This is a genomic window from Cryobacterium sp. TMT2-14, from assembly GCF_004402465.1.
GTDB classification, from domain to species: domain Bacteria; phylum Actinomycetota; class Actinomycetes; order Actinomycetales; family Microbacteriaceae; genus Cryobacterium; species Cryobacterium sandaracinum.
In genome coordinates this window covers 19937-38348 of record NZ_SOFV01000039.1, presented here as the reverse complement: position 1 = coordinate 38348, position 18412 = coordinate 19937, and the positions used below count along the sequence as shown (strand labels likewise).

The following is an 18412-nucleotide window of genomic DNA, read 5'->3' as shown; positions in this document are numbered from 1 at the left end:
GCCGATACCCCCGCTACGCCGCCGTCAGCGTGAGCAGGGTCGCCTCCGGCGCGCAGGCGAACCGCACCGGCGCGTAGATCGACGTGCCGAGCCCCGCGGACACGTTCAGGTACGAGGTGTGCAGTCCGGAGTCCCAGAGGCTGAGGCCCTTGACCTGCTTGCGTGGGATGTCGCAGTTGGTGACGAGGGCGCCGTACCGGGGAACGCACACCTGCCCGCCGTGCGTGTGCCCGGCCAGGATCAGTTGGGCACCATGGTTGACGAACGAGTTGAGCACCCGCTGGTAGGGCGCGTGGGCGACGCCCACCGTGAGCGTCGACCGCGGCGGGGTCGCCTCCTCGGGGTCGGGCCAGTGCTCCTCCGACAACGGGTCGTTCGCGCGCAGGTCGTCGATCGCCCGGGTGATCAGGTCGAGGCGGTCGAGCCCGATGTGCGGGTCATCCACCCCGAACAGCTCCAGGTGGGTGCCGTTGATGTCGAGCGCGGCCGCCGCGTTGTCGAGGTCGATCCAGCCGAGGTCGCCGAACACCCGGTGCAGGTGGGCGATGTCGAGCTTCTCGTGAAACGCCGAGCGAAGCGTCGACGGGGCACGAAAGTACCGCATCGGGTTCTTCAACTGCGGCCCGTAGTAGTCGTTCGACCCGTTGACGAAGATGCCCGGAATGCCGCGGAACGGTTCGAGGGCATACTCGATCCCGGAAATGCCGTCGGCGTGACCGAGGTTGTCGCCCGTGTTCACGATCAGGTCCGGCGCGAGGTCGGCCAAGCCGCGCACCCAGTCCTGTTTATCCCGCTGCCACGGTGCCATGTGCAGGTCGGAGAGGTGCAGCACCTTGATCGGGGCGGATCCCGGCGCGAGCACCGGAACGAGAACCTCGCGGAGGGTGAACATGCGGCGCTCCACGAGAGAGCCCCAGGCGAACGCGACGACTCCGGCCGCGGCTACCACCCCGGCGCTGACGGCCAGGGAGGTGCCTGCGGAGTTGGCGCGGGTCATCCGTTGCCCCCGCCGTTCGCGTCGGGTTTCGCGTCGGGCTTCGCGCCGGCGGCAAGCTTGCCGACCACGATCGTGACGGAGCTGCCCGCCGCGGCGCCGGAGCCGGCGGTCGGTGTCATGGAGAGCACCGTGCCGACCTGCTTCGGATCGGTGACGTCCTGCTCCTGCTTGACGATGCCGAAGCCCGCCAGGGTGGAGGTAGCTTCGGCCTCGGTCTTGCCCACGACATCGGGCACGATCTTGAGCACACCGTTGCTGGAGTAGACGGTCACGGTCGAGCCGCGGCTGGCGCTGCTGCCGCCGGCCGGGTCGGTGCGGGCCACGGTGCCGGCGGGCATCTCGGAGTCGGTCACACCGCCGTCGACCACGTCGAAGCCGGCCGAGGTCAGGGTGGAGGCCGCTTCGCTCATCGACTTACCGCGCAGGTCGGGGACCGGAATCTGAACGGCCTGCAGCACCTTGTTGGATGCCTCGGCGAAGGCGTCTCCGCCGTACTTCGCGTTCGCGACGCTCATCACCTCCGGCCACATGCGGTGACGGGCGGTGGCAGCCGTGCCGCCCTCCCAGTCGTCCACAAGACGCTGGTTGATGTCGCCGGTGACGCTGACGACGCCGATCACCGTGGCGACCTTGGTGCTCGCGCCGCTCATCCAGGTGTCCTTGTTGCCGTCGGTGGTTCCGGTCTTGCCGATCATCGGCACCTTCGGGGAGGTCGCGGAATTCGACGCGCGTCCCGAGCCTTCGGTCATCACCTTTTGCATGGCATACGTCATGCCGGCGTCGACCTCAGGGGTGACCGCCTGGGTGCACTTGGTCTGCGGCGGGGTCATGTCGACGCCGTCGCCGCCGACGATCCGGTCGATCACGATCGGGCTGCAGCTGACGCCGTTGTTGGCGATGCCGGCGAAGGCGATGGCCATGCTGAGCGGCGCGACCTCGTTCGTGCCGAGCACGGCCGAGGGGCCTTGTTCGAGAGGCTTCAGGTCGGCGCGGCCCACTCCGAAGGAGTTGGCCATCGTGGCGATGCCGCACTGGTCCAGCTTCTTCGCCATGCCGATGAAGCCGGTGTTGATGGAGTCGATCGTCGACTGCAGCGCGCTGTAGTTGGTGCCGGGCTCGTTCGCGTCGTTCTTGGGGTTGAAGACATAGCTCTGGTTGCCTTCACAGCTGTTCTTGAACACGCCCCAGTCGCTCTTGCGGCGGGAGTCGACGCGCTCGTTGAGCGTGTGCCCCTGGGTCAGCCACTCGGCGAGGGTGAAGACCTTGTAGGTCGAGCCGGGCTGGAACCCGAGCGAGCCGCCCTCGTTGGAGTTGGTGTTGTAGTTGATGCCCGTGTAGTCATTATTGTTCTCGGTCACGGCCGGGTCCTGGCTGTAATCCTTGTTCTGGGTCATGGCCAACACTCGGCCGGTGCCCACCTCGACGCTGGTGATCACACCGCCCACGTCCCAGTCCCCGTACTGCTTCGGCACGTGCTTCTTCATGGTGGTCTCGGCGGCGTTCTGCAGGTCGAGGTCGAGCGTGGTGTAGATCTCGTAGCCGCCACGACGGAAGTTGGCCATGCGGGTGACTTCGTCTTCACCGAAGGAGGGGTCGTTCCGCAGGGTGTTGACGACCAGGTCGCAGAAGTAGGCGCTGCCGCCGGCTGTCGCACACCCGGTGCTGGGTTCCGTGATGGTGGGCTCGATCACGGTGGCCAGGGCGGCGTCGTGGTCTTCCTGGGTGATCTTCTGGTACTTGAGCATCTCGCCCAGGATGTAGTCGCGGCGTTCCTTGTTGGCGGCATACCCGTTGGCGACGCCGTTGGTTTCGCTGTCCGGGTTGTCGAGCTGGAACTTGACCGGGTTGTTCACGATCGCCACCAGGCTCGCCGCCTGCGCCAGTGACAGGCCCGCGGCGGTGGTGTTGTAGTAGTAGTTGGCGGCCGATTCGATGCCGTAGACCGTGCCGCCGAAACCGGCGATGTTCAGGTACTGGCGAAGGATGTCGTCTTTCGCGTACTGCTTCTCCACGCCGATGGCGAGGCGCATCTCCTTGAGCTTGCGGTCGGGGGTGGTCTCCGTGGCCGTGTCGTAGCAGCTCATGCGCTTCTTTTCGTCGGCCAGAGCCTCGCACTTCTGCACCTGCACGTTTTTCACGTACTGCTGGGTGATCGAGGAGCCGCCGCGCGCGGTGCCGGTGGCCACGGTGCTCACGACGCCCTTGACGGTGCCCTCGAGGTCGATGCCGCCATGCTCATAGAAGCGGGGGTCCTCGCCCGCGATCACGGAATCCTTCACGAACGGGCTGATCGCGTCCCACTCGACTTCCACCCGGTTCTGATCGTAGAACGAGGCCAAAAGCAGGGGGCTGCCGTCGGCGTTGGTCGCGTAGATGTTGCTCTTCTGCGCCAGCTGGTCGATCGCGAGGTAGTCGGGGAGGCTCTCGAACATGTTGATCGTGTTCGTGGCTGTCATGCCGGAGAGGGCCAGAGCGGGGGTGACAGCGGCGGCGACGAGGACGCCGGCCACGGCGCTCATCCCGACGAAACCGAGGAACCCGCCGAGCGCTCCACTGACCGTACGATTTTTGGCAGACATACTATTGAGACTAAGTGACAAATCTGAATAACCGCCTGAATCGGAGCCTTATGCCTGCCTGGGAGTACCTTACGACGCCGCTGATGATTCACAACACAGCTGCCATTTTGAACAACTGGGGCTCGGAGGGCTGGGAGCTCGTGCAGGTCGTTCCCGGACCCGAGGGTGGGCTTGTCGCCTACCTCAAGCGCCCCGTCGCCACCGAAGGAGCCTGAAACGTGGCGCAGATCGCTGCCCGGCTGGCCGAGCTCGGCATCGAGCTGCCGAGCGTCGTGCCGCCCGTGGCCAGCTATGTGCCGGCCGTGGTCTCCGGCTCGCTGGTGTTCACCAGCGGTCAGCTGCCGATGATCTCGGGGGCGCTGCCGGCCACCGGCAAGGTCGGCGACGGCCACGGACTCGTGCCGGCCGCCGACGCCTATGACTACGCCCGGCAGTGCGCGCTCAACGCGCTTGCCGCCATCCAGGCCGCGATCGGATCGCTGGACCGAGTCACGCAGGTCGTCAAGGTCACCGGCTTCGTCGCATCCGACCCGTCGTTCACCGGCCAGCCCGGTGTCGTCAACGGTGCCTCCCAGGTGCTCGGCGAGATCTTCGGCGACCGGGGCGTGCATGCCCGCTCGGCCGTCGGCGTCGCTGTGCTGCCGTTGGATTCCCCGGTCGAGCTGGAGCTCATCGTCTCCTTCGCCTGAGCCCCAGAAAGCGGGCAGGCCCACTGGGCCTGCCCGCTTTCGTGTGTCTACTCGGGTGCGTGCCCGAACGAATTGGTTAGACGCTGCTTACTTCAGGGTGGACATGATCGCCGTCATCACCGAGGTGTCAGCGAGGGTGGTGGTGTCGCCGACCTCGCGGCCCTCCGCGACATCCTGCAGCAGACGCCGGATGATCTTGCCCGAGCGAGTCTTCGGCAGCTCGCTCACGATGAAGATCTGGCGGGGCCTCGCGATGGCACCGATTTGCTGGGACACGTGCGCCCGCAGCACGGCCTGGATGTCCGCGTGCGAGGACTCCTCCAGGTGGCTGTACTTGATGATGACGAACGCCACCACCGCCTGGCCGGTCGTGTCGTCGTGCGCGCCGACCACGGCCGCCTCGGCGGTCATCGGGTGCGCCACCAGCGACGACTCGATCTCGGCCGTGGACAGACGGTGCCCCGACACGTTCATCACGTCGTCGACCCGGCCGAGCAGCCAGATCTCACCGTCACGGTCGAGGCGGGCGCCATCACCGGCGAAGTAGCGCGGGTTCTCCGATCCAAACTTCTCCCAGTACGTCTCCTTGAAGCGCTCCGGGTCACCCCAGATGCCGCGCAGCATCGACGGCCACGGTTCGGTCACCACGAGCAGGCCACCGTTGTCGCGGCCCACGTGGTTTCCCTCGTCGTCGAGCACGTCGATCACGACGCCGGGGATCGGGCTCTGCGCCGATCCGGGCTTGGTCGTCGTCACGCCGGGCAGGGCGGAAATCATGATCGCGCCGGTCTCGGTCTGCCACCAGGTGTCGACCACCGGCGCGACATTGCCGCCGATGACCTCGCGATACCACATCCACGCCTCCGGGTTGATGGGCTCGCCCACCGAACCGAGCAGGCGCAGGCTGGTCAGGTTGAAGCCCTGCGGGATCTGGCGACCCAGCTTCATGAAGGTACGGATGGCCGTGGGCGCCGTGTACAGGATGCTCACCTTGTACTTCTCAACGATTTCCCACCACCGGCCGGGGTGCGGGGTGTCCGGGGTGCCCTCGAAGAGCACTTGGGTGGCGCCGTTGGCGAGCGGGCCGTAGACCACGTAGCTGTGGCCGGTGATCCAGCCGACGTCGGCGGTGCACCAGTAGACATCAGTCTCGGGGTGCAGGTCGAACACGTTCTTGTGGGTGAACGCCACCTGCGTGAGGTAGCCACCGGTGGTGTGCAGGATGCCCTTGGGCTTGCCGGTGGTGCCGGACGTGTAGAGGATGAACAGCGGGTTCTCGGCCGGGAAGCCCAGCGCCTCATGCTCTCCCGCGACCGAGGCGAGCTCGTCGTGCCACCACAGGTCGCGGTCGAACCACTCCACGAAGCCGTCGGTGCGCTTGACCACGAGCACGTTGCGCACGGTGGTCTCGCCGCCCTCCAGAGCCGCGTCGACGGCCGGCTTGAGAGCGGACGCCTTGCCCTTGCGGTAACCGCCGTCGGCGGTGATCACGAGCACGGCGCTGGCGTCATCGATGCGCGAACGGAGGCTTTCGGCGCTGAAACCGCCGAAGATGACCGAGTGCACGGCGCCGATGCGGGCCACGGCGAGCATCGAGATGACGGCCTCCGGGATCATCGGCAGGTAGATCGCGACGCGGTCCCCGGCATTCACGCCGAGTTTTGTCAGCACATTCGCAGCACGCTTCACTTCGGCAGTGAGCTCGGCATATGTGATGTCGCGGGAGTCTCCCGGCTCACCCTCGAAGTGCAGCGCGACCCGGTCGCCGTTGCCGGCCAGCACGTGCCGGTCGAGGCAGTTCCAGGCCACGTTCAATTCGCCGTCTTCGAACCATTTGGCGAACGGTGGATTGGTCCAGTCCAGGGTTTTTGTGAACGGCTCATGCCAGTGCAGAAGCTCGCGGGCCTGATCAGCCCAGAATTTCAATCGGTCGTCCGCGGCGTCCTGATAGATCTGCGGCTTCGCGATGGATTGTGCGGCAAATTCCGGTGTCGGCGGGAATCTGCGGGATTCATGGAGAAGGTTATCGATCTTGACGCTCATACGTATGTCGCTCCTTTGCGATGCGCTGCGTGTATCGGGCGCGTGAACCAGCCCCTCCTGAACCCTACACGGCGACATGTGTCGCCCAGGTTGCGCGGAATTGCGGCGAGTTCCCACCCCCAATTGTGGTCTCATCAGGCACCCGGGTTCTGTGTCCTCATTTATGAGGACACGGGGGACTTGCGCATCTGTAATTCCCCTTGTACATTTATCTTTGTCTGAACGAAAGTTTTGACCTGCGGTGTGTCTGGTTCCCCCCAATCAGCGCACTGCCGAGGCGGCACCTGTTCCCCCCAATAGGTGCCGCCCCCCTTTTTAACCAGTGGTTTTTCGCCGTGGTGCGTCCCGGTCCTCCCCAGCCGGCGGTCGGCCCGGGTTCTCCTCGATCCGGCGCAGGGGCCGGGTGCGCTCCCACCGCCGATCTAACGTCGGGGCATGCCCGAGCCGTTCGTCGCCGTCCCGTCATATGGCAGGTCCGCGCCTGCCCGCCCTCCCAACGGTGCTACCGACCGCCGCACGGATGCCCGGCCGCCCGGTGCGCTCAGCCCCGGTGCTCTCAGCCCCGGTGTGCTCAGCCCCGGTGTGCTGCCGGCGATCCGGCCCCTCGACGTGTTCGTGCTCGGCCCGCTCGCCGAATTCGCCGCCGACGGCGAGGTCACCGATCTGTTCGTCAACGGCGCCGCCGGCCTGTGGGTGGATGCCGGCCACGGACTTCTGCACGCCCCGCAGTGGAGCTGCCCGGAACCGGCTGTGCGGGAATTGGCGGTGCGCCTGATCGCCCTCGGCGGGCGCCACATCGACGAGGCCAGCCCCTGCGTCGATGTGCGACTGTCCGACGGCATCCGGGTGCATGCGGTGCTGCCGCCGGCGTCGAGCACGGGCACGCTGCTGTCCATCCGGCTGCCTCGCGCCGAGCGGCTGAGCCTCGCCACGCTCGCCGCCGGGGGTCTGTTCGGGGTGGGGGAGGCATCCGTCGCCGTCGCTGACCGGCTGCGCGTGGCCGTGCACCGGCGCGAGAACCTGCTCATCACGGGAGCCGCCGGCAGCGGCAAGACCACCCTGCTCGCGGCGCTGCTGGGCGAGGCACCGCCTGGGGAACGCATCGTGGCCATCGAGGACGTCGCCGAACTGCGCATAGACCACCCGCATGTCGTGGCGCTCGAGGCACGGCAGCCGAACCTCGAGGGTGCCGGCCGGATCGGCCTGGAGAGTCTCCTGCGCGAGGCGTTACGGATGCGCCCCGACCGGCTGGTGCTCGGCGAATGCCGCGGTGCCGAGATCCGGGAGCTGCTGGCCGCGCTCAACACCGGCCACGACGGCGGCGCCGGTACCCTGCACGCGAACTCCCTGCACGACGTTCCGGCCCGACTCGAGGCCCTCGGCGCTCTCGCCGGACTAAGTCCGGAAGCGGTGGCGCGGCAGGCGGTGAGCGCGATCGGGCTGGTGCTGCACCTCGAGCGCCGCGAGGGCCGCCGTCGGCTCGCTCCGCTCGGCCGGTTCGCGCTGGACGCCCGGGATCGCCTGCTGGTGATCGCCGCGGCCCCGGGGAACCGCTGGGCCCCGGGGAACCGCTGGGCCCCGGGGGAGTCCGGCCCGCCCAGACCGGTCCGCACACACGGGCGGCGGGCCGCCGCGGCCGCCGAGACTGGAGAGTCGGAATGAGAGTCGGCACGAGACTTGGCAGGAGAGTCGGCAGGAGACTCGGCACGTGGCTCGGCGTGAAACGGCGGCACGGTCCGCCCAGCCCGGCCATCGAGGAGGTGGCGCAGGTGACCCAACGCATCGCGGTTCTCCTCGCCGCCGGCGTCTCCCCGGCATCCGCGTGGGCCTACCTCGAACCCGTCGCTTCGCACCCCGTCGGCGAAAAGTCTCTGTCGCCGACACCGCCCTCTTCGGGGGCACAGATCATCCGGGCGGCGGCCGACGCCGGGCGCCGCGGCGACAACATCGCCGACGCCGTGGCCGCCGAGGCCCGCGCACTCGGCGGCCAGATCGGCGCCGCCTGGCTGGGCCTCGCCGCGGCCTGGCAGGTGGCCACCCAGGCCGGAGCGCCGCTGGCCTCCTGCCTGCGGCAACTGGCGTCATCCTTCCGGGACCTCGGCCAGTTGCATGCCGACCTCGCCGTGGCGCTCGCCGGCCCGAGCGCCACGGCACGGATGGTCGCGTTCCTGCCGGTCGTCGGTGTGCTGTTCGGCAGCCTTCTGGGCTTCAACACGCTGCAGACGCTATTCCTCACCGCACCCGGCTGGGCCTGCCTCGCCGGCGGCGGCGCCCTCATGCTGGCGGCGGACCGCTGGAACCGGCGGCTCGTGCACTCCGCCCGGGCACGGGACCCGACCCCCGGGCTCGAACTGGACCTCACCGCCATCGCCATGACCGGCGGCGGCTCCGTCGACCGCGCCCGGACCCTGGTCGACGCGGCGGCAGAGCGGTTCGCCCTGCACCGCGCGGACTCGGCGGCCAGCATCGACCGGGTGCTCGCTCTGTCGGTGCGCGCCGGCGTTCCCGCCGCGGAGCTGTTGCGAAGCGAGGCCGACCAGCTGCGTCGGCAGGCCCGCAGCGACGGCCAGCACCGGGCCGCCACCCTCGCGGTCACGCTCATGATCCCGCTCGGGGTGTGCGTGCTGCCCGCATTCATGCTGGTCGGAGTTCTGCCGCTGTTGATGACCGTCCTCTCGTCCACAGTGCTCGTTTTCTGAAGTTCTGCACCGAAGCGAGCGGCTGTCGGTGTTCCGCCCTCGCCCGCGCCAGTCTGAGACCACTCGTGCCGCCCACACACCGCGTCGCCCGACGCGAGAAGGAGACGAACGAATGCCCACCATCGAACCGACCACCGATTCTGCCCTGACACCGACCACCGATCAGGCCGCCAAACCGACCAGGGGTCAGGCCCTGCGACCGATCGTTGAACCGGCCACCGACGAGGTCACCAACCTGACCAGGAACCTGATCGCCGAGCGCGCCACCGGCACGATCGACGCAGCGACCACCGGCCCCGGCCTCGGCCACGATTCTCTGCGCAAGGCGGCACCGGCACCCCGGCTTCCGCGCCCCGACCGGTTCCGGCTGCCGCGCGGCCTGCGCGCCGAGACGGGTGCAGCCACCGCCGAATACGCCGTCGCAACGATGGCGGCGGTCGGATTCGCCGGCCTGTTGATCGTCATCCTGCGCGGCGACGAGGTGCGCGGCATCCTGACCGATCTGGTGCGCAATGCGCTTTCCGTGGGGTAGCCGCCGGCCGGAAGGGCACTCCGACGGGCACTCCGACGGGCACTCCGACGGGCACTCCGACGGGCACTCCGACGACGCCCCGAGCGCCCGAAGCCGCGCGCGGCGCCGCCCCGGCCCCAGGGACCGCCCCCGCGACCGCGGCAGCGTCACCGCCGAGTTCGCGACGGTCGTTCCGGCTGTACTGCTCGTGCTCGCCTGCTGCCTGGGCGCCCTGCAGGTGATCGGCCAGCAGGTGCGCCTCACGGATGCCGCGGCCGATGCCGCCCGGTCCCTCTCCCGCGGCGACAGCGTCGACCGGGCCTCTGGGCTGGTGCAGCGGGCGGTGCAGGGGGCCTCGATGACCCCGGAGCGCCGGGGTGAGTTCGTCTGCGTGAACCTGCGCGCACCGAGCTCGTTCGGCGCTTTCGCGGCCTTCGGCCTCACGCTCCGGGCCGGGTCCTGCGCGCTCGGCGGTGGCCGGTGAGGCCCCGCCGGGGGAGGTCCCGGACGCTGACTTCCCGGGCTCTGCGGCGGCGGACCGTGACTCGCCGGGCTCTGCGGCGGCGGACCGTGACTCGCCGGGCTCTGCGGCGGCGGCACTGGTCAGCACCCGAGCGCGGCTCGGGCACGGTGCTAGCTGTCGGGGTGCTGGGCGCGGTCATGCTCCTGACGGCGGTGCTGCTGCCGCTGTTCGCCGCGCTGGTGGTCGGTCAGGCGGTGCAGGGGGCAGCGGATGCCGCGGCGCTCGCCGCCGCCGACACCGCCTCGGGCGCCGTGGCCGGGATTCCCTGCGCGGCGGCGGCCGAAGCCGCGAGGCTGAATGGGGCATCCGTCACCGTCTGCACGGTGGAGGGATTGATCGCATCGGTGACCGCGGTGCGCGGCTACCTCGGGTTCGAGCTGGGCGCGCAGGCACGGGCCGGGCCGCCCGATTCGCCCGGCGGCCCCGCCGGCTGACTTCGTCTCAGCGGGCGCGAAAGCTTCCGGCGGGAAAGCCGCCGGCGGGAAAGCTTCCGGCGGGAAAGCTTCCGGCGGGAAAGCCACGGGCGGCTCAGTCGAAGAGGGCCTCGATGTAGCGGTAGTCCACGGCGGTGGGTCGAGCCGGGAATGTGCTGGAGTCGAATTCGAGGCCGGAGCCGCGTAGATAGAGGTAGCGCTTGTTGCCGTCGGCAGGGATCTCGAGTCGCGGCCGCGGATCGCCGGATTCCAGGAACTGGGTAGTGACTGTCTTGCCTTGGAGGGGGCCGTCCGTGAGCTTCGCGGTGTACGTGCCCGTCGCTGAATTCGCCATGCTCCAATTGTCTCCGCCAGCGCAGGCCTGGCAACCCCCAATGGTCTCGCGCGGCGTGGTCGATTAGGCAGGCACCATATTGAAGTGTGTATGGTGTGCCATGGCCCACTTGGACCCGTACCCATAAAGAGGAGTCTGGTGCCAGGCACTAAGAAGCTGGTCATTGTCGAATCGCCGACGAAGATGAAATCGATCGCCGCGTATCTGGGCGACGGCTACGAGGTCTTGTCCTCGGTCGGCCATATTCGCGACTTGATCGAGCCCAAGAACCTGCCACCCGAACTGAAAAAGGGTCCGCTCGGCAAGTTCTCGGTCGACGTGGAAAACGGTTTCGAGCCGTACTACGTCGTGTCCGACGCGAAGAAGAAGACCGTGGCCGAACTCAAACGGGCCATGAAGAACGCCGACGAACTCCTGCTCGCGACTGATGAGGACCGCGAAGGCGAGGCCATCGCTTGGCACCTGCTGCAGGTCCTCCAGCCCAAGGTGCCGGTCAAGCGCATGGTCTTCCACGAAATCACCAAGGAAGCCATCCTTCAGGCGAAGGACAACACCCGCGACCTCGACACCGCCCTCGTCGACGCGCAGGAGACCCGGCGCATCCTCGACCGCATCTACGGCTACGAGATTTCCCCCGTGCTTTGGCGCAAGGTCGGCCCGGGCCTGTCCGCCGGCCGCGTGCAGTCCGCGGCCACCCGCCTCGTCGTCGAACGCGAACGCGAGCGCCTCGCGTTCGTGTCGGCCGGCTATTGGGACCTCATCGCCCAGCTTGCTACCGGCGCGTCCCGGGCGGATTCCGCATTCCAGTCGAAGCTCGTGCGCCTGGGCGGAGAGCGCATCGCCTCCGGCGGCGACTTCGACGACCTCGGCCGGCTGAAACCCAAGGTGACGGCGGTCACGCTCGACGAGGCATCCGCCCTCGCCCTGGCCACCGCCCTCAAGGAACCATCGGTCGCCCTGACCGTGACGAAGGTGACCGCCAAGCCCTACCGTCGTAGCCCGGCCGCGCCCTTCACCACCTCGACCCTGCAGCAGGAGGCGGCCCGCAAGCTGCGCTTCACCGCCCGCCAGACCATGAGCGTGGCCCAGTCGCTCTACGAAAACGGGTACATCACCTATATGCGAACCGACTCGCCGTCGCTGTCGCAGCAGGCGATCACGGCCGCGCGCACCCAGGCGGCGGCGCTCTACGGCCCCGAAACGGTGCCCGACAAGCCCCGCCTGTACAAGGGCAAGAGCAAGAACGCTCAGGAGGCGCACGAGGCGATCCGTCCGTCCGGCGACACTTTCCGCACCCCTTCGGCGCTCGCATCCACTCTGCGCGGCAACGACTTCAAGCTCTATGACCTGATCTGGAAGCGCACCGTCGCCTCGCAGATGGCGGATGCGACCGGCTCGACCGCGTCGGTGACCATCGCGGCCGGGCCGACCGGCACGTCCACGCACCCCGCGACATCCGGGGTGCTCGCGGAATTCGCCGCCAGCGGCACCGTGATCACGTTCCGCGGCTTCATGCTGGCCTATGAGGAATCCCGTGACGAGGAGCGCAACGCACCCACCGACGCCACCGAGTCCAAGCTGCCGCCGCTCGAAGAGGGCCAGAAGCTGACCCTGCTCGACGTGGAAGCCAAGGGCCACGAGACCACCCCGGCCGCCCGCTACACCGAGGCGAGCCTGGTGAAGAAGCTCGAGGAGCTCGGCATCGGCCGCCCCTCGACGTACGCGTCGATCATCTCCACGATCACCGAGCGCGGCTACGTCACCCCCCGCGGCCAGTCGCTGGTGCCCAACTGGATCGCCTTCTCCGTCGTTCGCCTGCTCGAGGAGTACTTCTCCGACCTGGTCGAATACGACTTCACCGCCGAGATGGAAGACGACCTCGACCGCATCGCCGACGGCAAAGCCGACCGGGTGGACTGGCTGACCAGCTTCTACTTCGGTTCCGACAAGCACCGCGGCCTGCGCCAGGTCATCGACAACCTCGGCGAGATCGACGCGCGCTCGATCAACTCGATGCCCATCGGCGACGACATCACCCTGCGCATCGGCAAGTACGGTCCCTACCTCGAGGTCATCGACCCGGGCGCGGCACCGGATGCCCCGCCGCGCCGGGTGAACATCCCGCCGAACCTGGCCCCCGACGAGCTGACCCCGGCGAAAGCCCGCGAACTCATCGACGCGCCGGTCATCACCGACCGCGTGATCGGCGAGAACCCGGAGAACGGCAAGCGGATCGTGGCGAAGGACGGCCGGTTCGGCCCCTACGTCACCGAGCTGGAGCCCGAGGTCGAGGTCGTCGAACCCGGCGAGACCATCGACCCGGTCACCGGCGAGGTGACCCTGCTTGCCGATTCGGCCGCCGCCGAGGCTGCCTCCACGACCAAAACGACGGCCGCGGCCGCGAAGCCCAAGCGCAAGCCCCCGGCGAAGAAGGTCGCCGCGGTGAAACCGCGCACGGCCTCGTTGTTCAAGACCATGGACCTCGCAACGATCGACCTCGACACGGCCCTGCATCTGCTCGCCCTGCCGCGCGTGGTCGGCCTCGACCCGGAGACGGGCGCGGAGATCACGGCCCAGAACGGCAAGTTCGGCCCGTATCTCAAGAAGGGCGTGGACACCCGGTCACTGACCAGCGAGGACCAGATCTTCGAGATCGATCTGGCCGGTGCGGTCGACCTGTACGCCCAGCCCAAGTACGGCGCCCGGCGGGCGTCGAGCGCGCTCAAGGAGTTCGAGGCTCCCGACCCCGAGAGCGGCAAGGCGATCAAGATCAAGGACGGCCGGTTCGGCGCCTACGTCACCGACGGCATCACCAACGCCACCATCCCGAAAGCCGAGACGGTGGAGGAGGTCGACTTCGACCGCGCCGTGCAGCTGCTCGCCGACAAGCGCGCCAAGGGCCCGGCCGTCAAGAAGGCGCCGGCGAAGAAGGCCCCGGCCAAGAAGACGGCGGTCAAGAAGGCCCCGGCGAAGAAGACGGCGGTCAGGAAGGCCCCGGCTCGGAAGTCGGCCGTCAAAAAGCCGACTCCGTCGGGTGCCACCACGACGGTGCGCGCTCAGCGCACCCCGGCTCAGAAGGCCGCGACGGCGGCCAAAGCTGCGGCGACCCGGGCGGCCACCGCGGCCGCGAAGGCCGCGACCCAGGCGTCGTCGCTGTCGTGACCCGAGAAGTTCCGGAAGCCGTGACCGGTCCCGCCGCTGCCGGGCTGTTCATCACCCTCGAGGGTGGTGACGGGTGCGGCAAGACGACCCAGTCGGAGCTTCTCACCGACTGGCTCCGGCAGAGCGGGCGCACCGTGCTGCGCACCCGCGAGCCCGGCGGAACGGATGTCGGCGGCGCCATCCGTGAGATCGTGCTGCACCACCGCGGTGAGATCGCACCGCGGGCCGAGGCGCTCCTCTACGCCGCCGACCGGGCCCAGCACATCGCGACCGCGGTGCGGCCGGCGCTCGCCCGAGGCGAAGTGGTGATCCAGGACCGCTACCTGGACTCATCCGTCGCCTACCAGGGTGCCGGACGGGTGCTCGACGCCGCCCCGGTGCGTGATCTGTCGCTCTGGGCGGCGGAGGGACTGTTGCCCGCGCTGACCGTGCTGCTCGACCTCGACGAGACCGTGGCGCGCGGCCGCCTCGACGCTGAGAACAAGCCCTTCGACCGGCTCGAGGCGGAGAAGATCGACTTTCACCGCCGGGTGCGCGCCGCGTTCCTCGCCCTGGCCGACGCCGAGCCGGAGCGGTTTCTGGTCGTGGACGCCGGGCGTCCGGTGGCCGAGATCGCCGCCGTCATCCGCGACCGGGTCGCCGCGCTGCTCTAGAGGCGAAGTGAACGGATGTCCGAGGCCGCTGCGGCCCGGCGGCCCGCCGCTGCGGCGGCATCCGTTTCACGCGCGGGCTCGCCGTGCGCCGTGCGCCGTGCGAATTCGACGGAGATTTTGGCCCTGGACCCCGTTATCGGCCCCAAACCGGCCGTTTTCGGCAAAATCTCCGTCGAATTGGTTCGGCATCAGGCGCGGTGCTGCGCCGGCTGGACGGAATGCGCCGACTGGACGGGCCCTGCCGGGGGCGCAACCAGCTGACGGCGCCGGCTGGACGAGCTCTAAGCCCTCTGTCACCGACGAAAGGTACTCTGGTCCGATGACTGTGTGGGATGGCCTGACGGGTCAGGCGAGAGCGATCGCGATCTTCCGCGCGGCGGCCGAACGTCCGAGTGACGGAGACGCCGAGGCGCGCGCCGGGTCGGCCATGACGCACGCCTGGCTGATCACCGGGCCGCCCGGCTCGGGCCGCTCCAACCTCGCGTTCGCCTTCGCGACCGCGCTGCTCAGTCCCGGCACCGAGGCCGGTGACGAGAGCGCCCGCCGCCTGGTCGACGCCCGGACGCATCCCGACCTGACCGTGCTCTCCACCGAGGGCGTCATCATCAAGATGGACTCGGTCAAAGAGGCCGTGAAGCGCTCGCAGTACTCACCGTCGGTGGGCCGTTACCGGGTGGTCGTGGTCGAAGACGCCGATCGCATGGTCGAGCGCACCTCCAACGTTCTGCTCAAGGCTTTGGAAGAGCCGCCGGAGCGCACCGTGTGGATTCTCTGCGCTCCCAGCGAGGCTGACCTGCTGCCCACGATCCGGTCCCGCGTGCGATCGGTGCGGTTGCGGGTGCCGAGCATCGACGACGTCGCCGAGCTGCTCGTGGCCCGGGACGGTGTCGACCGGGCCACCGCGGAACGAGCCGCTCGGGAGGCGCAGAGCCACATCGGCATGGCCCGCCGCCTGGCGACGAACCCCGAGGCGCGAGCGCGACGCGAGGAGACCCTGCGGGCGGCCCTCGGCATCCGCGGCGTGTCGGCGGCGGTGAATGCGGCGGCCCGGCTGCTCGCCATCGCCGGTGACGACGCGAAGGCGATCACACTCGAGCGCGACGCCGCCGAGCGTGAGGGCGTGTTGCGCTCCCTGGGCGTCGAGCCGGGACAGTCGGTCCCGCCCGGCCTGCGCAGCCAGATCAAGGCCCTCGAAGATGACCAGAAGCGGAGGGCCACCCGCAGCCTCCGCGACGGGATCGACCGCATCCTGGTCGACCTCACCTCGCTGTACCGCGACGTGATCATGGTGCAGCTCGGCCGGGAGACCAGCGTCATCAACCGGGAACTCCTCACGGAGGTGCGGGCGGCGGGAACCGTCTGTGCGCCCGCCGCCACGCTGTTCACCCTAGACGCGATCGCCCAAGCCCGGCAGCGGATCGAATCGAACGTGGCGCCGGCGCTGGCCCTCGAGGCCATGCTCGTATCGGCAATCCGCCGGTGACCGAGAACACGTCCCAGAAAAGGGGAATCCGTTGACCAGACGAACTCGCGTGCGCACCCTGTCGGCGCGTGCCAGGGCCACCGCCCTGGCACTGGTGCTCGCCATGGGCCTCAGCGGCTGCGTGCCGCTGTTCCTGCCGGGGCAGGCGCCGACCACCTCGGTCCCGACCGGGGAGAAGGTCGACGCCGACCTCGAACCGTTCTATGACCAGGTGCTGAAGTGGGCGGACTGCGACTCCGGCCTGCAGTGCACCACGGCTTCGGCGCCGCTCGACTGGGCCGACCCGGGCAGCGGCGAGACGGTCGACCTGGCGCTGGTGCGGCATCCGGCCACGGGCACCCGGGTGGGTTCCCTGCTGGTCAATCCCGGAGGCCCCGGCGGCTCCGGTTACGACTTCGTGAAGGATTCCCTCGACTACGCCACGGATGCGAAGCTGCAGGCCGGTTTCGACGTCGTCGGTTTCGACCCGCGCGGGGTGGGCCGTTCCTCGGCGGTGAGCTGTTACGAACCGGCTGAGATGGACGAGTACCTCTACGGCTTGCCCGCCGCGGTGCGGGGGAGCGACGCCTGGATCCAGGAGCTGTCGACGGCCGCCGTCGACTTCGGGGCCGCCTGCCAGGAGAATACCGGCGCCCTGCTCGCACACGTCGACAGCGTCAGCGCAGCCCGCGACCTCGACCTGCTGCGCGCCGCGCTCGGTGACGAGAAGCTCAACTTCCTCGGCTACTCCTACGGCACCTTCCTCGGTGCGACCTACGCGGACCTCTACCCCGAGCGGGTCGGACGCCTCGCCCTCGACGGCGCCCTCGACCCGTCCACCAGCAACGCCGATGTGACCCGGGTGCAGGCCACCGGGTTCGAGAACGCGCTGCGCTCCTATCTGGCCGACTGCCTGGCCGGCGAGGAGTGCCCCTTCGATGGCACCGTCGACGAGGCCATGACTACCATCGGAGCCCTGCTCGCCTCGGTTGACGTCAGCCCGATCACGGCCACCGACGGCCGTCGACTCGGCGCGAACACGCTGCTCACCGCCATCATCTACCCGCTCTACCAGGCCACCGCGTGGCCGAACCTGAGCGAGATGTTCGCGAGCGTTCTGCAGGGCGACGCCGACATGGCCTTCCAGTTCGCGGACGGCTACAATGGCCGGTCCGCCGACGGCACCTACCGCGACAACGCGACCGAGGCCTTTCTGGCAATCAACTGCGTGGACTACAGCTACAACGACGATCCCGCCTCGATGCGCGCGCAGGCCGCCGAGATCGAACAGGCCGCCCCGACGATCGGCAAGTACATGGCGTTCGGCGACATCGGCTGCGCCAACTGGCCCTACCAGTTTGACGGGGAGCGGTCCGAGATCGCCGCCGAGGGGGCCGACCCGATCCTGGTCATCGGCACCACCAACGACCCGGCCACACCCTATGTGTGGGCCGAGAACCTGTCGGAGCAGCTCGCCAGCGGCCACCTCGTCACCTTCACCGGCGAAGGGCACACCGCCTACAACAAATCGAACGACTGTGTGAACTCGGCCGTCGACGATTACCTGCTGAAGGGCACGGTGCCGGCCGAAGACCCGATGTGCTGAGCATCCGCCTGGCTGCAGATTTGCGCGCTGTGTAAGAATTGAGGCATGTCGCTGCACCACGAGGAACCGGGCCTACGCGAACGTAAGCGGCTCGCAACGCGACGCGCCATCCAGCGCGCCGTGTTGACGCTCTCCTGCGAGCGGGGGCTCGAGAAGGTGACCGTCGAGGACATCAGCCGGCTCGCCGATGTGTCGCCGCGCACCTTCTTCAACTACTTCCCCTCGAAGGATGCCGCGCTGGTCGGCGACGAACTCGACCTCGCGTCCGAAGAGCAGATCGAGGCCTTCGTGCACGGCGGCCGCGATGGGGACATCCTGGCCCAGCTGGCCGCGCTGCTCTCGGTCAGCCTCAGGAACACCGAGGGTGACCGGGAGATCCACCAGCTGCGGCGTCAGGTCATGAAGGAGAATCCCTACCTGTTCGGGATGCGGATGGCCACCCTGCGCAACTTCGAGGGTCGACTGCAGGAGATCGTCACCCGGCGCTTCGTCGTCGACCACCCCGAGCTCGGCGCCGGCTCGGCGCAGCTTGAGCAGCGGGCGCTCCTGTTCACCCTGGTGGCCGTGGCTGCGCTCCGCCACGCCTGGCGGTGCTGGGCCGACTCCGACGCGGCCCGCCCCCTGGCCACGCACGTCGCGGCATCCTTCGCGAACCTGTACGAGATGACCCTGAAGACCAGCTAGACTGTGTAGCTGTGTCCGAGGTTTTCCGAGAGGAAT

At 68.8% G+C, this 18412-nt stretch carries 16 protein-coding genes; 12 read left to right on the top strand and 4 right to left on the bottom strand.

Translation table 11 applies throughout. The annotated features are described in order from the left end of the window. Positions 1-13 precede the first annotated feature (13 nt). Both E3O28_RS13065 and E3O28_RS13060 read right to left on the bottom strand, forming a co-directional pair. Positions 14-997, bottom strand: a complete 984-nt coding sequence (locus E3O28_RS13065; protein WP_104099394.1) for a metallophosphoesterase — start codon at positions 995-997, stop codon at positions 14-16. Then, a complete protein-coding gene (locus E3O28_RS13060; RefSeq protein WP_134416317.1) occupies positions 994-3576 on the bottom strand; it encodes a transglycosylase domain-containing protein in 2583 nt (860 codons plus the stop codon). The genes E3O28_RS13065 and E3O28_RS13060 overlap by 4 nt, the downstream gene beginning before the upstream one ends. Before the next feature lie 50 nt (positions 3577-3626). Here E3O28_RS13060 and E3O28_RS13055 point away from each other — a divergent pair, with 50 nt between their 5' ends. Both E3O28_RS13055 and E3O28_RS13050 read left to right on the top strand, forming a co-directional pair. Beyond that, positions 3627-3791: a DUF4177 domain-containing protein gene (locus E3O28_RS13055; RefSeq protein WP_134342594.1), complete on the top strand. Its 165-nt coding sequence runs from the start codon at positions 3627-3629 to the stop codon at positions 3789-3791. A 3-nt stretch (positions 3792-3794) separates the two neighbouring features. Continuing rightward, complete coding sequence (locus tag E3O28_RS13050) at positions 3795-4265, top strand: RidA family protein (RefSeq protein WP_134372168.1); 471 nt, start codon at positions 3795-3797, stop codon at positions 4263-4265. Between the two features lie 87 nt (positions 4266-4352). Here the strand turns inward: E3O28_RS13050 and acs are convergent, their stop codons facing one another. Next, the gene (gene acs, locus E3O28_RS13045) at positions 4353-6308 is read right to left on the bottom strand and encodes an acetate--CoA ligase (RefSeq protein ID WP_134416315.1); all 1956 of its coding nucleotides are present in this window, start codon (positions 6306-6308) and stop codon (positions 4353-4355) included. A 435-nt stretch (positions 6309-6743) separates the two neighbouring features. Between acs and E3O28_RS13040 the strand changes: the two genes are divergently transcribed. The 5 genes from E3O28_RS13040 (at position 6744) to E3O28_RS13020 (ending at position 10475) form a co-directional block, all read left to right on the top strand. Continuing rightward, on the top strand, positions 6744-7970 hold the full coding sequence (locus E3O28_RS13040; RefSeq protein WP_134416313.1) for a TadA family conjugal transfer-associated ATPase: 1227 nt from the start codon (positions 6744-6746) through the stop codon (positions 7968-7970). Between the two features lie 107 nt (positions 7971-8077). Then, positions 8078-9007 (top strand): type II secretion system F family protein, encoded by a 930-nt coding sequence (locus E3O28_RS13035; RefSeq protein WP_233191126.1) that lies wholly within the window; start codon positions 8078-8080, stop codon positions 9005-9007. 367 nt (positions 9008-9374) lie between these two features. Then, a complete protein-coding gene (locus tag E3O28_RS13030; RefSeq protein ID WP_233191137.1) occupies positions 9375-9539 on the top strand; it encodes a DUF4244 domain-containing protein in 165 nt (54 codons plus the stop codon). Beyond that, positions 9520-10002, top strand: coding sequence for a TadE family protein (locus E3O28_RS16420; protein WP_166784825.1), 483 nt, complete (start codon positions 9520-9522; stop codon positions 10000-10002). Before E3O28_RS13030 ends, E3O28_RS16420 begins: the two co-directional genes overlap by 20 nt. A gap of 86 nt (positions 10003-10088) precedes the next feature. Beyond that, the gene (locus E3O28_RS13020; protein WP_241973128.1) at positions 10089-10475 is read left to right on the top strand and encodes an Rv3654c family TadE-like protein; all 387 of its coding nucleotides are present in this window, start codon (positions 10089-10091) and stop codon (positions 10473-10475) included. 94 nt (positions 10476-10569) lie between these two features. Here E3O28_RS13020 and E3O28_RS13015 read toward each other — a convergent pair whose 3' ends face one another. Then, a complete protein-coding gene (locus tag E3O28_RS13015) occupies positions 10570-10809 on the bottom strand; it encodes a hypothetical protein (RefSeq protein WP_104099401.1) in 240 nt (79 codons plus the stop codon). Positions 10810-10947: 138 nt separating this feature from the next. On the opposite strand from E3O28_RS13015, the gene topA reads away from it, so the two are divergent. The 5 genes from topA (at position 10948) to E3O28_RS12990 (ending at position 18376) form a co-directional block, all read left to right on the top strand. Continuing rightward, entirely contained in the window at positions 10948-13971 is a 3024-nt protein-coding gene (gene topA / locus E3O28_RS13010; RefSeq protein ID WP_104099402.1) for a type I DNA topoisomerase, read from the top strand. Beyond that, positions 13968-14624, top strand: coding sequence for a dTMP kinase (tmk, locus tag E3O28_RS13005; RefSeq protein WP_241973127.1), 657 nt, complete (start codon positions 13968-13970; stop codon positions 14622-14624). Before topA ends, tmk begins: the two co-directional genes overlap by 4 nt. Positions 14625-14943: 319 nt before the next feature. Next, entirely contained in the window at positions 14944-16107 is a 1164-nt protein-coding gene (locus E3O28_RS13000; RefSeq protein ID WP_104099403.1) for a DNA polymerase III subunit delta', read from the top strand. A 31-nt stretch (positions 16108-16138) separates the two neighbouring features. Beyond that, positions 16139-17692 (top strand): alpha/beta hydrolase, encoded by a 1554-nt coding sequence (locus tag E3O28_RS12995; protein WP_241973126.1) that lies wholly within the window; start codon positions 16139-16141, stop codon positions 17690-17692. A gap of 45 nt (positions 17693-17737) precedes the next feature. Further along, the gene (locus E3O28_RS12990) at positions 17738-18376 is read left to right on the top strand and encodes a TetR family transcriptional regulator (protein WP_134416309.1); all 639 of its coding nucleotides are present in this window, start codon (positions 17738-17740) and stop codon (positions 18374-18376) included. Positions 18377-18412 lie beyond the last annotated feature (36 nt).